12 protein-coding genes are annotated in these 12792 nt (G+C 67.8%); 8 read left to right on the top strand and 4 right to left on the bottom strand.

Annotation, left to right across the window (positions count from 1 at the left end; genetic code table 11):
* Positions 1-18 precede the first annotated feature (18 nt).
* From ACFPTO_RS09680 to ACFPTO_RS09665, 4 genes are read left to right on the top strand one after another with little or no spacing between them, the layout of a single operon-like run.
* Positions 19-936 (top strand): ABC transporter permease subunit, encoded by a 918-nt coding sequence (locus ACFPTO_RS09680; RefSeq protein ID WP_377711125.1) that lies wholly within the window; start codon positions 19-21, stop codon positions 934-936.
* Positions 937-943: 7 nt separating this feature from the next.
* A complete protein-coding gene (locus tag ACFPTO_RS09675; RefSeq protein WP_377711706.1) occupies positions 944-1978 on the top strand; it encodes an ABC transporter ATP-binding protein in 1035 nt (344 codons plus the stop codon).
* On the top strand, positions 1975-2988 hold the full coding sequence (locus ACFPTO_RS09670; RefSeq protein WP_377711123.1) for a peptide ABC transporter ATP-binding protein: 1014 nt from the start codon (positions 1975-1977) through the stop codon (positions 2986-2988). Before ACFPTO_RS09675 ends, ACFPTO_RS09670 begins: the two co-directional genes overlap by 4 nt.
* Positions 2981-4225 carry a TraB/GumN family protein gene (locus ACFPTO_RS09665; RefSeq protein ID WP_377711121.1) on the top strand — a complete coding sequence of 415 codons (1245 nt, stop codon included), beginning with the start codon at positions 2981-2983 and terminating at the stop codon, positions 4223-4225. Before ACFPTO_RS09670 ends, ACFPTO_RS09665 begins: the two co-directional genes overlap by 8 nt.
* A gap of 159 nt (positions 4226-4384) precedes the next feature.
* Here ACFPTO_RS09665 and pxpA read toward each other — a convergent pair whose 3' ends face one another.
* The 4 genes from pxpA to ACFPTO_RS09645 form a co-directional block, all read right to left on the bottom strand.
* Positions 4385-5137 (bottom strand): 5-oxoprolinase subunit PxpA, encoded by a 753-nt coding sequence (pxpA, locus tag ACFPTO_RS09660; RefSeq protein WP_377711705.1) that lies wholly within the window; start codon positions 5135-5137, stop codon positions 4385-4387.
* A 72-nt stretch (positions 5138-5209) separates the two neighbouring features.
* On the bottom strand, positions 5210-6328 hold the full coding sequence (locus tag ACFPTO_RS09655; protein WP_377711120.1) for a 5-oxoprolinase subunit C family protein: 1119 nt from the start codon (positions 6326-6328) through the stop codon (positions 5210-5212).
* A complete protein-coding gene (pxpB, locus tag ACFPTO_RS09650; RefSeq protein WP_377711119.1) occupies positions 6325-6984 on the bottom strand; it encodes a 5-oxoprolinase subunit PxpB in 660 nt (219 codons plus the stop codon). Before pxpB ends, ACFPTO_RS09655 begins: the two co-directional genes overlap by 4 nt.
* Before the next feature lie 148 nt (positions 6985-7132).
* Entirely contained in the window at positions 7133-7780 is a 648-nt protein-coding gene (locus ACFPTO_RS09645) for a 5-formyltetrahydrofolate cyclo-ligase (RefSeq protein WP_377711704.1), read from the bottom strand.
* A gap of 8 nt (positions 7781-7788) precedes the next feature.
* Between ACFPTO_RS09645 and ACFPTO_RS09640 the strand changes: the two genes are divergently transcribed.
* The 4 genes from ACFPTO_RS09640 to ACFPTO_RS09625 all read left to right on the top strand — a co-directional run bounded on the left by ACFPTO_RS09640 (position 7789) and on the right by ACFPTO_RS09625 (position 12768).
* Positions 7789-9771, top strand: a complete 1983-nt coding sequence (locus tag ACFPTO_RS09640; RefSeq protein WP_377711118.1) for a lytic transglycosylase domain-containing protein — start codon at positions 7789-7791, stop codon at positions 9769-9771.
* A gap of 130 nt (positions 9772-9901) precedes the next feature.
* Complete coding sequence (locus ACFPTO_RS09635) at positions 9902-10849, top strand: complex I NDUFA9 subunit family protein (RefSeq protein WP_377711117.1); 948 nt, start codon at positions 9902-9904, stop codon at positions 10847-10849.
* Positions 10850-10885: 36 nt separating this feature from the next.
* Positions 10886-11533, top strand: coding sequence for a glutathione S-transferase family protein (locus ACFPTO_RS09630; protein WP_377711116.1), 648 nt, complete (start codon positions 10886-10888; stop codon positions 11531-11533).
* The gene (locus ACFPTO_RS09625; protein ID WP_377711114.1) at positions 11530-12768 is read left to right on the top strand and encodes a multifunctional CCA addition/repair protein; all 1239 of its coding nucleotides are present in this window, start codon (positions 11530-11532) and stop codon (positions 12766-12768) included. The genes ACFPTO_RS09630 and ACFPTO_RS09625 overlap by 4 nt, the downstream gene beginning before the upstream one ends.
* Positions 12769-12792 lie beyond the last annotated feature (24 nt).

Raw genomic sequence — 12792 nt, 5'->3', positions numbered from 1 at the left:
ACGCAATCTGGAGGCGTGATGGCTGACATTCAGAACGCCGCCCCGCAAGCGGTCACGCCGCCCTCGGGCCGCGCGCTCGTGCTGCGCGAATTCTGGGCGAATTTCTCGCACAACAAGGGCGCCGTCTCGGCTGGCGTCGTCGTGCTCGTGCTGATCATCGTCGCGATCTTCGCGCCGCTGATCGCGCCGCACAGCCCGATCGAGCAGTACCGCGACTATGTGAAGATTCCGCCCGCCTGGCTCGACGGCGGCAACTGGAAGTTCGTGCTCGGCACCGACGAAGCGGGCCGTGACATCCTCTCGCGCCTGATGTACGGCGCACGGCTGTCGCTGTGGATCGGCTGCGTCTCGGTGGTGCTCGCGCTGATTCCGGGCATCGTGCTCGGCCTTGTCGCCGCATTCTTCGAGAAGTGGGCCGATACGCCGATCATGCGTCTGATGGACGTGCTGCTCGCGCTGCCCTCGCTGTTGCTCGCCGTGGCCGTGGTCGCGATCATCGGCCCGGGTCTCACGAACACGATGTTCGCCATCGCGATCGTCGCGCTGCCGGGTTACGTGCGTCTCACGCGCGGCTCGGCGCTCGGCGAGCTGCACAAGGAGTACGTGACCGCGTCGCGCGTGGCCGGTGCCGGCACGGCGCGCCTGATGTTCTCGCAGGTGCTGCCCAACTGCACGGCGCCGCTCATCGTGCAGGCCACGCTCGGTTTCTCGTCGGCGATTCTCGACGCCGCCGCGCTCGGCTTCCTCGGCCTCGGCGTGCAGCCGCCCGCCGCCGAGTGGGGCGCGATGCTCGCCTCGGCGCGCGACTATATCGACAGCGCCTGGTGGATCGTCACGATGCCGGGCCTCTCCATCCTGATTTCGGTGCTCGCGATCAACCTGCTCGGCGACGGGCTGCGCGACGCGCTCGATCCCAAGCTGAAACGGATGGCCTGACATGAACATGCAAAAGAAAGACCTGCTGACCATCCGCAATCTGGCGGTGAACTTCAACGGCCTGCCCGCCGTGGACCGCGTGAATCTCTCGGTCGCGCCGGGCGAGGTGCTCGGCATCGTGGGCGAATCGGGCTCCGGCAAGAGCGTGACGATGATGGCGCTGATGGGCCTCATCGACGCGCCCGGCAAGGTGAGCGCCGATTCGATCACGTTCGACGGCCGTGACCTGCTCAATGCGACGGGCCGGGAGCGCCGCCGCATCGTCGGCAAGGACATCGCGATGGTGTTCCAGGACGCACTCACGAGCCTGAACCCGAGCTACACCGTCGGCTACCAGATCAAGGAAGTGCTCAAGCTGCACGAGGGCCTGCGCGGCGCGGCGCTCAATGCGCGCGCGCTCGAACTGCTCGACCAGGTGGGCATTCCCGACGCGAAGAACCGCATCGACAACTTCCCGCACCAGATGTCGGGCGGCATGAACCAGCGCGTGATGATCGCGATGGCCGTCGCATGCAACCCGAAGCTGCTGATCGCCGACGAGCCCACCACGGCGCTCGACGTCACGATCCAGGCGCAGATCATGGAACTGCTCGTGCGCCTGCAAAAGGAGCGCGGCATGGCGCTCGTGCTGATCTCGCACGATCTGGCCGTGGTGTCCGAAGTCGCGCAGCGCGTGGCCGTGATGTACGCGGGCGAGATCATCGAGACGAACGCCGTACCCGACATCTTCGCGAAGCCGCATCATCCGTACACCGAGGCGCTGCTCGCCGCGATTCCCGAGCACAACAAGGGCGCCGTGCGCCTCGCCGCGCTGCCGGGCATGGTGCCGGGACGCGACGACCGTCCGGGCGGCTGCCTCTTCGCGCCGCGCTGCAAGTACGCGGTGGACGACTGCAGGAAGGCGCGTCCCGCGCTCGAACCGGTGCCGGGCTCCGGTGCCGGTGCCGTTACGCAAGTCCGCTGCATCAAGCCGCTCAATCTGCGCGATATGCGCAATACGCGCGATAAAGCGGCGAACCCGACTCACGGAGGCGCGCTATGAACGCAGTCCCGCAACACGCGCCGCACGGCGATGAAGACCGCGTCCTCGTCGCCGAGGATCTGAAGAAGCACTACACCGTCAAGCGCGGCATGTTCGGCACGGCAACCGTGAAGGCGCTCAACGGCGTGTCGTTCTCGCTCGTGCGCGGCCGCACGCTGGCGGTGGTCGGCGAATCGGGCTGCGGCAAGTCCACGCTCGCGCGTCAGCTCACGATGATCGAGCCGCCCACGGCGGGCCGTCTCGTCATCGACGGCGAGGACGTTGCGCACGCGAACCGGGAGAAGATCGCCGAGCTGCGCCGCCGCGTGCAGATGGTGTTCCAGAACCCGTTTGCCTCGCTCAATCCGCGCAAGACGGTCGAGCAGACGCTGGGCGAGCCGCTCGCGATCAACACGCAGCTCACGGCCGCCGAGCGCGCGGACCGCATCGCGCACATGATGCGCATCGTCGGCCTGCGGCCCGAGCACGCGAAGCGCTATCCGCACATGTTCTCGGGCGGGCAGCGCCAGCGCGTGGCGATCGCCCGCGCGATGATCCTCGATCCGCAGATCGTCGTGGCCGACGAACCGGTCTCCGCGCTCGACGTGTCGATCCAGGCGCAGATCCTGAACCTCTTCATGGACCTGCAGGATCAGTTCCGCACGAGCTACATCTTTATCTCGCATAACCTCTCGGTGGTGGAGCACGTTGCCGACGACGTGATGGTCATGTATCTCGGCGGGGTGGCCGAACTGGGCGACAAGAAGACCGTGATCGAGCGGCCGCGCCATCCGTACACGCGCTCGCTGCTGTCGGCGACGCCCGCGATCTTCGAGGCGGACCGCCGCGTGAAGATCAAGCTCGAAGGCGAACTGCCGTCGCCGCTGAACCCGCCGTCGGGCTGCACGTTCCACCAGCGCTGCCCGTATGCGATCGAGCGGTGTCGTAAAGAGGTTCCGGTACTTCGCGAAGTCGATGGACGTCAGGTATCCTGCCATCGTGCAGAGGAGGTAGGGGAAGAGGATGCCTGAAGCGACGGCGGCGCGTCGTTTTACGCGCCGCTGGGGTGAAAGCGGCCGTCGTGCCGTTTTCACATTGCGTGATGCCATGCGTGCCGCCACAGGCGCATTGCTCGCGCTGGCCATCGCCTTCGGGCCGTCGCTCGACCGGCCGCTGCGGCTCGCGTTTGCCGCGGGCGATGCGTTTCGGGTGGGCGGGGTGGTGGTCGTGCCGCAATCGCGCGGCTTCGTCCCCGCCGCGCTCGCGGCGGAATCCGCTGCCGAAATCGCCGCCGAATTTGCCACCACTACGCCCGGCGCCCGTCCGCCCGTCTCGATGCCGGGCGGGTCGGGCCTGCCGGGCTTTCACTCGCCGCCCGCCGTGCCGAGCTACGCCTCGGGCACGACCGCCGGCGGCCCCGTGCGCGGGCGGCCCGCACGCATGCCGTTCTACGTCGCCACGCGCGGCACGGTCACCCTCTACCTGCTCGGGACGCTGCATGTGGGCGACCCCGTCGACTATCCCCCGAACCAGCCCTTTCGTCAGCCGATCCTCGCGGCGCTCAACGCGTCGCCGACGCTCGCGCTCGAACTCTCGCCCGACGATCTGCTCGTCTCGCAGGACGACGTCTCAAAGTACGGCGTGTGCGCACGGCCGTGCCTGCCGGGGCTTTTGCCCGAACCGCTGTGGCAGAAGCTGGAGGCGCGCCTGCGCGGCAATCCCGAGGCGCTCGCCGGCATCCGGCGGATGCGGCCGTGGCTCGCCTCGCTCCTCGTGGAGACCTACGACTCGCTGAGCGCGGGTCTGCAAACCGAGTACGGCACCGAAGCGCAGTTGCAGAACGTGTTCCTGAGGCTGAAGGGGCGGCGCGTCGTCGGGCTCGAGACGCTTCAGGAGCAGATGCGCTCGTTCACGAACCTCTCACTCGCGCAACAGCGCGAGATGCTGGCGCAGGATCTCGCGCAGACCCCGGCGCAGAACGTCGCCGACGTGAACGCGCTGCTGCACCTGTGGCGCCTCGGCGATGCGGATGCGATCGCCGCGTGGGAGAGCGCACGCTCGGAGAAGCTCGCGCACGACAAGCGCGTTTCGGATTCGGTCGACAACCGCATCGTCTACGAGCGCAACCGGCGCTTTGTCTCGCGCATGCTGCAGATCGCGGCGCCCAACAAGCCGGTGTTCGTCGCGATCGGCGCGCTGCACCTCGGTGGGCGTAAGGGCGTGCTGGCGCTGTTGCGGCAGCGCGGCTTCACGGTTGAGCCGGGTTGAATCAGCTTGAGTCGGACTGAACTGGACTGAATCGGGCTGAATCAGCTTGAGTCAGCATGAATCAGGTTGAGTCAGCCTGAATCAGGTTGAGCGGCGCGTTTCGCCGCTTTCACTTGCTGTCACGCGCTCTCGCACGCCTCAATCCGCCGCCGCGCCCGCTCAGTCCCTGGCTGGTCCCGCAGCGCGTACGCCGATGCCCGCGTCGGCCAGCGCCGCGCGGATGCGCCGCGCAAACGCCAGCGCATGCGGCCCGTCACCGTGCAGGCAGACGGTTTGCGCATTGAGCGGCACCCACGTTCCGTCGACTGCCTGCACGCGCTGTTCGCGGATCATCGCGAGCGTGCGCGCCAGCACGGTGTCTTCGTCGTCGAGGAGGGCGCCAGGCTCGCCGCGCGGCACGAGCGAGCCGTCCGCGCGATAGCCTCGGTCGGCGAACACTTCTTCCACGGCGACGAGCCCGGCCGCGCGCGCCGCTGCCGCAAGCGCGCTGCCCGCGAGCGCGAACACGGCGACCGTCGGATCGAAGTCGTGCACGGCGGAAACAATCGTGTCCGCGATCCGCGCGTCGTGCGCCGCCTGGTTGTAGAGCGCGCCGTGCGGCTTCACGTGCGCGATGCGCCCGCCCTCGGCCTGCGCAATCGCCGATAGCGCGCCCAACTGGTAGAGCACGCCCGCATAAAGCTCGGTGACCGGGAGATCCATCTCCTTGCGGCCGAAGTTCTCCGGGTCGTTGAAACCCGGATGGGCGCCGATCGACACGCCTTTTTCGACGGCCCAGCGCGCGCATTCGCGCATCGCGTGGGCGCTGCCCGCGTGCCAGCCGCACGCGATGTTCGCGGAACTGACGAGGTCGAGCAGCGCCTCGTCCGAGCCGCAGCCTTCGCCAAGATCGGCGTTCAGGTCGATGGTGATCATGATGGGTTTCTCCGTACTGCCTGCCGCTTCTTTCTTTTCCGCTGCTGATTATTGTGCGCGCAACGCCCGCTATGCCCGTTGCGCGCGTTGCGCCGTTCCACAGCGCCGCGCGTAGTGCTCGTCATGCATGGCGATTGCGGCGTCGATCTGCCGCAAATACGCCAGTTCGTCTTCGAGCGCCTTGCGCGCGAGTGCGGGCGTGGTCGGCACAAAACACACGCCGCCCATCAGACGCACCTGCGCGAGCTTCCACAAATCGGCGCGGATCACCGAGCCGATCTTCGGATAGCCGCCCGTGGTCTGCGCGTCGCTCATCAGCACGATCGGCTGACCGTTGGGCGGCACCTGGACCGTGCCCGGCAGCACCGCGTGCGAGAGCAGGTCCACGCCGCTTTCGCGCGCGAGCGCCGTGCCCGAAAGGCGGTAGCCCATGCGGTTGCTGTTCGGCGTGACGCGCCATTCCTCGGACCAGAACGCGTCCTGCGCTTCGGGCGTGAAGCTGTCGTATTCCGGGCCGCGCAGCGCGCGCACCCGCACCACGGTCCACGCGTCTGGGTTCGCGTTCGCACGGCGGCCACGCTGGCGGTGCGGCTCGTGCACGTAGCCGAAGTCGCATAGCGAGGGGGATTTCACGCCGAATGGCGGCGCATCCGGCGATAACGACACGCGCTCGGGTCCGGGCGCCGCGCTCGCGCCCGTGGCGAGGCGGTCGCCGTCCTTGAGCGCGCGGCCTGCGAGTCCGCCGAAGCCCGCCGTGAGATCGGTGCTGCGCGAGCCGAGGATCGGCAGGACATCGATGCCGCCCGCGACGCATACATAAGCGCGCATGCCGCTTTGCGCTTTGTTCAGCACGAGTTCTTCGCCCGCCGCGACGGGCAGGCTCCACCATGGCCACACCGCGCTCGTTTCCGCGCTTGTGCCCTGGCTTGTGCCCGCGCTCGTACCGAGCGTTGCGCCGTAATCGGCGCCGGTCACGGCGATGCGCGTCGCGCGCGCGAAGCGCAGCACGACGGGGCCGAGCGTCACTTCGATGCCCGCCGCATCGGGCCGGTTGCCGACGAGCCGGTTGCCGACTTCGAGCGCCAGCGCATCGAGCGCGCCGGCCGACGCGACGCCGAGGTGCCGGTAGCCGTGCCGGCCGGGATCCTGGACCGTGGTGAGCGTGCCCGCGCGCAGGACTTCGATCATGCGCACAGCTCCGCGACGGTGAAGTGCACGCGGTCGCCGGGCAGGAGCAGCGTGGGCGGGTTGCGCGTGGGGTCGAAGAGCGTCAGCGCTGTGCGGCCGATCAGTTGCCAGCCGCCCGGCGACTTCGCGGGATAGATGCCCGTCTGCTCGCCGCCGATGCCGACCGATCCGGCCGGTACGGCAAGGCGCGGCTCGCGGCGGCGCGGCGTGTGGAGCGCGGCGTCGAGTCCGCCGAGATAGGCGAAGCCCGGCTGGAAGCCGAGAAAGAATACGGTGTAGACGCCAGCGGCGTGGCGCGCGGCGACCTCGGCGGCATCGAGGCCCGCGTGAAGCGCAACGGCTTCGAGGTCGGGGCCGTTGTCGCCGCCGTATGCAACCGGGATTTCGATATCGCGGCCTGCACGCGGCACGATATCCGCGTCGCACCAGGCCGTTTCGAGCGCGCGCGTGAGCGAGGCGGAGTCCGCGGCGAGCGGATCGAACGTGATCGTCAGGTTGTTCATGCCGGGCACGACTTCGCGCACGGGCGCCCAGGCGCGTGCGAGCGCGGCGACGGCCCAGACCCGGCGCTGGACTTCGAGTGTGGCGGGCGGCGGCACTTCGCAGACGAGTGCTTCGTCGCCGAGCGCAAAGATGCGTGGAGCAAGATTCGACATGGCGTTGCAAAGGGACGGGTCGTACCCGGATTGTGCCCTTCGCGCACGCAAAGTGTCGGCTTGGTGTGAGCGTGGCTCGTGTTTGGCGCAACGAGTGCGCCTGCGTGCGATGTCGGCGCGCAGTCAATCCGCACTCAACCGGCCATCATCAGACTTTGATGCGAGACTTGATACGGGCTTTGATGCGTGCGGTGAGGTGCGTGTGGGCATCGGTGACGACGGCGTCGAGCGGCAGGTCATGCGCCTCGCGTTCGAGCAGGCCGGTCTCGATGCGGCATGCTTCGTACGCAATCCCGACCGTGACGGGCAGCGTGTCGCCGGGCCACTCGGCCAGCGTGCGGTCGTAATAGCCGCCGCCGTAACCGAGCCGGTAGCCGTCGGCATCGAAGCCCACGCAGGGCACGAGCAGCAGATCGGGCGTTGCAATTACCTGCGAGGCCGGTTCGGGGATGCGGTGATGGCCTTCGCGCATGGGCGCATCGGGTGTCCAGAGGTGAAAGGCGAGCGGCGCATGACGTTCGCGAATCGCGGGCAGCGATGCGCGCCGCGACGGATCGCCTGCGAGCCAGGATGCGATCCAGGCGCGCGCATCGAACTCGCCGCGCAACGGCCAGTAAAAACCGATCGATCGTGGCGCGAGGTGTTCGACGAGTGCCGCGAGCCGGGTTTCGAGCGCGGCGTTCAGAGCCCCGTCCGATGCGGCTTCCAGGCGTGTTGCGAGGAGTCGCGCACGGTAGGTCTTTTTGGATTCCGGGCGAGGGTTGCATGCTATCCTTGGGTCCACCTCGTGCTCCAGAAATAATGATGTCCAAACGCTTTGTCCGAGTATATCGCGCGGCCGGTTTCGCGCTGGCCGCTGCGGCACTCGTCGCCTGCAGCACGGCGTCCGCCGTACGGCCCGTCGCACTTTCCCAGGGCGCTCAACTTTCTCCCGACGACCAGACTTTCATTCAGCTTCGCGAAGCTGCGCGCAACAACGATCCCGCGCGCGCCGCGCAACTGGCTGCAACGATTCCGGACTATCCGGCACAGTCGTATGTGGAGTACTTCCAGATCAAGCCGCAGTTGTTCGACTCGCAGGGCCACGCGCGCATCGACGCGCCGGACGCGCCCGTGCTCTCGTTCCTGCAGCGCCACGATGGCGAGGCGATTGCCGACCGTCTGCGCAACGACTATCTGCTCGTGCTCGGCACGCGCCACGACTGGGCGAACTTCGATCAGCAGTATCCGCGCTTCGTCCTCAACGACGACACGCAGGTGAAGTGCTACGCCCTCGAATCGCGCGCGGCGCACGGCGAGAACGTCGCGAACGATGCGCGCACGCTGCTCACCGAACCGCGTTATTACGGCGACGGTTGCGTCGACCTCGTGACGTCGCTGGCCATCAAAGGCCAGTTCACGAGCGACGACGTGTGGCAGCAGATCCGCCTCGCCTACGAACAGAACCAGACCACCACGGGCGACCGGCTGTTCGGCGGCCTCGCTCAGCAGCCCGACCCGGCCGCCGCCGCGCAGGCCACGAGTGCGCCGCCGCTCACGCTCGCACGCGGCGTGAGCGCCGATCCGCAGTCGCACCAGCTCGCGCTCCTCGCCGTCACGGTGATGGCGCGCAACGATCCGGCCATGGCCGCCGCGACCTGGGCCGCCGTCGCGCCTTCGATGTCGTCGCCCGAGCGCGCCATCGGCTGGGGCACGATCGGCTATCAGGCCGCGCTCAAGCGCCTGCCCGGCGCGCTCGACTGGTATCGCCTCTCGGCGAACGCGCCGCTCTCGAATGCCGCCTACGAATGGCGCACGCGCTCGGCGCTGCTCGGCGGCGACTGGACCATGGTGCGCTGGTCGATCGAGCAGATGCCGCCCGCGCTGCGCGCGCAGCCCGCGTGGGTCTACTGGCACGCGCGCGCGCTCAAGCAGAGCGGCCAGAATGCCGATGTGGCGCAGGCCAACCAGGAGTTCATGCAGATTTCGCCGGGCTATAACTTCTACGGCCAGCTCGCGCTCGAAGAACTCGGCCAGAAGATCACGATTCCGCCGAAGGTTACCGTCACCGACGACGAAATCGCCCAGGCCGGGCGGACGCCGGGCTTCGCGCTTGCGCAGCGGTTCTATGCGATGAATCTGCGCTTCGAAGGCAATCGCGAATGGAACTGGCCGCTGCGCGGCATGACGGATCGCCAGTTGCTCGCCGTCGCCGAATACGCGCGCCGTATCGATCTGCTCGACCGCACCGTCAACACGGCGGACCGCACGAAATCCGAGCATGACTTCTCGCTGCGCTTTCTCTCGCCGTTTCGCGACATCGTCGAGCGCGACGCGCAGTCGAACGGTCTCGATGTCGAATGGGCCTACGGGCTCATCCGCCAGGAGTCGCGCTTCATCCTGAACGCGCGCTCGGGCGTCGGGGCGAGCGGCCTCATGCAAATCATGCCGGCCACGGCGCAGATGGTTGCGAGGAAGATCGGCCTCGGCCCGCTTTCGCGCGCGCAACTCGACAACATCGACACGAATATTCTTCTCGGAACCAACTATTTGTCGATGATCTACAATCAGTTCGACGGTTCCGCCGTGCTCGCCACCGCGGGCTACAACGCCGGACCGGGCCGCCCCCGCGCGTGGCGGCAGTCGTTGCAGCAGCCTGTCGAGGGCGCTATCTTCGCGGAAACCATTCCGTTCACGGAAACCCGCGACTACGTGAAAAATGTGTTGTCGAACACGGTCTACTACGCGGCGCTGTTCGAGGGCCGCCCGCAATCGCTGAAGGCGCGTCTCGGCTACATCGCACCTTAAGCGCAGCGCCGCCGCGCCCGCCCGGGCGCCGGCGGCTCATGACGGCGCGCGCCGCACCCCGCTTTGCGCGCGCCGGCCGGGCGAATCCGGTTCTCGATTTCTCGTGCCGCTTGCACAAGGGAGGTCGGAGATGCGACATCAAGCCATCGCGGTTATCGGCGGTTCGGGGTTCATCGGCAGTCATCTCGTCAACGCGCTCGTCGAGGCGGGCAAGGACGTGCGCGTCGCGACCCGACGACGCGCCAACGCCCGACATCTCACCCTGCTTCCCATCGATGTGATCGAAACCGACGTGTTCGATCCCGTTGCGCTCGCGAGCTTCGTCGAAAAGGCCGATGCCGTCATCAATCTTGTCGGCACGCTCGACGGCGGGCGCGGCGATCCTTACGGCCCGGGCTTTGCCCGGTTGCACGTCGAACTGCCGACGAAGATCGTCGCCGCGTGCGAAGGCAAGGGCGTTCACCGGCTCGTTCACGTGAGCGCGATCGGCGCCGATCCGCGCGGGCCGAGCATGTACCTGCGCTCGAAGGGCGACGGCGAAAAGGCCGTGCACGCATCGGCGTCGCTGGCCACGACGATCTTCCGGCCGTCGGTGGTGTTCGGCCCCGGCGACACGTTCCTCAACCGCTTCGTGTTCCTGCAAAAACTCTTTCCGGTGATTCCGCTTGCGATGCCCGACGCGAAATTTCAGCCGGTCTATCTCGCCGACGTGTCGGCGGCGATCGTCAATGTGCTCGATCTCGACGCCGCAAGCGGGCACACTTACGAACTCGGCGGGCCGAGCGTCTATACGCTCGAACAGTTGGTGGCGTATTGCGGCGACGTGGTGGGGCGGCATGCGCGCATCGTGCGGCTGCCCAACGCGCTGGCGCGGTTGCAGGCGTTCTCGTTCGAAATGGCGCCTGGCGTGCCGGTGCTCACGCGCGACAATCTCGATTCGATGAAAGTCGACAGCGTGCTCTCCGGGCCGCTCGCACCGGAACTCGGCATCGAGCCCGCGAGCCTCGAAACGATGGCGCCGCTGTATCTGGGCGATGCGGCGCAGCGCTCGCGGCCCAAGGTGTTCCACACGAGCTAGCATGCTCTTCCTTCCACTCCTGACCTGATGGACGTGATGAAACTCGCTATTGGAGACAAGAACTATTCGTCGTGGTCGATGCGTCCGTGGTTGCTGCTCACGCATTTCGGCATCCCGTTCGACGAAGTGCTGATCGAACTGGACGAGCCGGGCACGAAGGCTGCGATCCTGCAGTACTCGGCGTCGGGCAAGGTGCCGTGCCTCATGCCCGACGACGGTTTCCCCGTGTGGGATTCGCTCGCGATTGCGGAGACGCTCGCCGAGCGCTTCCCGAAGCATGCGCTGTGGCCACGCGACGCGAATGCGCGTGCCCGCGCGCGCAGCGTGAGCGCCGAAATGCATTCGGGCTTCTTCGCGCTGCGCAACGCCATGCCGATGAACATCCGCCTGACGCGCCCCGGCGTGGGCACGGCGCCGGATGTGCTCAGCGATATCGCGCGCATCGACGCGATCTGGCGCGAGTGCCTCGCCGCCAGCGGCGGGCCGTTCCTGTTCGGCGAATTCAGCATTGCCGACGCGATGTACGCGCCGGTCGTGATGCGCTTCAACAGCTTTCAGCCGAAGCTCTCGCCGGAAGCGGGCGCGTACGCGCGGCGCGTCACGGCGCTGCCCGCCGTCGCCGCGTGGATTGCGGCGGCACGCAGCGAAACGCACATTGTGGCCGACGACGAACTCGACGAATGAAAATCTACGTTGTAGGCGGTGCGATCCGCGACGAGATGCTCGGGCTGCCCGTGCGCGACCGCGACTATGTGGTGGTGGGCGCCACGCCCGAGCAGATGGCGGCGCAGGGATATCGCCCGGTGGGCAAGGACTTTCCGGTGTTTCTGCATCCGCGCACGCATGAGGAATACGCGCTTGCGCGCACCGAGCGCAAGACCGCTGCGGGCTACCACGGCTTCCAGTTCTTCTACGCGCCCGACGTGACGCTCGAAGAAGATCTCGCGCGGCGCGACCTCACGATCAACGCGATGGCGCGCGAAGTGCTCCCGGGCGATGTCATGGGCGCTGAAGTGGTCGATCCGTTCGATGGCGCGGGCGACCTCAAGGCGCGCGTGTTCCGGCATGTGAGCGACGCGTTTCTCGAAGACCCCGTACGCATTTTGCGCATCGCACGCTTTGCGGCGCGCTTTGCCGACTTCACCGTTGCACCCGCAACGATGACGCTGATGCGGCGCATGGTCGACGCGGGCGAAGTCGATGCGCTCGTGCCGGAGCGCGTGTGGCAGGAAGTGGCGCGCGGACTCATGGAGAACAAGCCGTCGCGCATGTTTGCGGTGCTGCGCGAATGCGGCGCGCTCGCGCGCGTGCTGCCGGAAGTCGAAAGCCTCTTTGGCGTGCCGCAGCGCGCGGACTATCACCCCGAAATCGATACCGGCGTGCACGTGATGATGGTGATCGACCACGCGGCGGCGCAAGGCTACACGCTGCCGGTGCGCTTCGCCGCGCTCACGCACGATCTCGGCAAGGCGACCACGCCCGCGGATCTGCTGCCGCGCCACATCGGCCACGAAGGCCGCAGCGTGGATCTGCTGAAGCCGCTGTGCGAGCGTCTGCGCGTGCCCAACGAATGCCGCGATCTGGCCGTGCTGGTCGCGCGCGAGCACAGCAACGTGCATCGCGTGACGGAGATGGGCGGGGCCGCGCTCGTGCGTCTGCTCGAACGTTGCGACGCGCTGCGCAAGCCCGCGCGCTTTGCCGAGGCGCTACAGGCCTGCGAGGCTGATCTGCACGGGCGGCTCGGCTGGGAGCAGGCGCCGTATCCACAGGTCGAACGGTTGCGTGCGGCGCTGGCGGCGGCGCGCGGCGTCGACGCGGGCGCAATCGCGCGCGATTGCGGCGGTGGCGCGGAGAAGATCAAGGAAGCGGTGCATGGCGCGCGCGTGAAGGCCGTGGAGGACGCGCTGGCACAGGTCTGAGCGAGGTCTGAGCGCTGCGGGTTG

It is taken from the genome of Paraburkholderia denitrificans (assembly GCF_042655705.1).
In the GTDB taxonomy this organism is placed as follows: Bacteria; Pseudomonadota; Gammaproteobacteria; order Burkholderiales; family Burkholderiaceae; genus Paraburkholderia; species Paraburkholderia denitrificans.
This window is presented reverse-complemented; position numbering and strand designations above follow the sequence as displayed.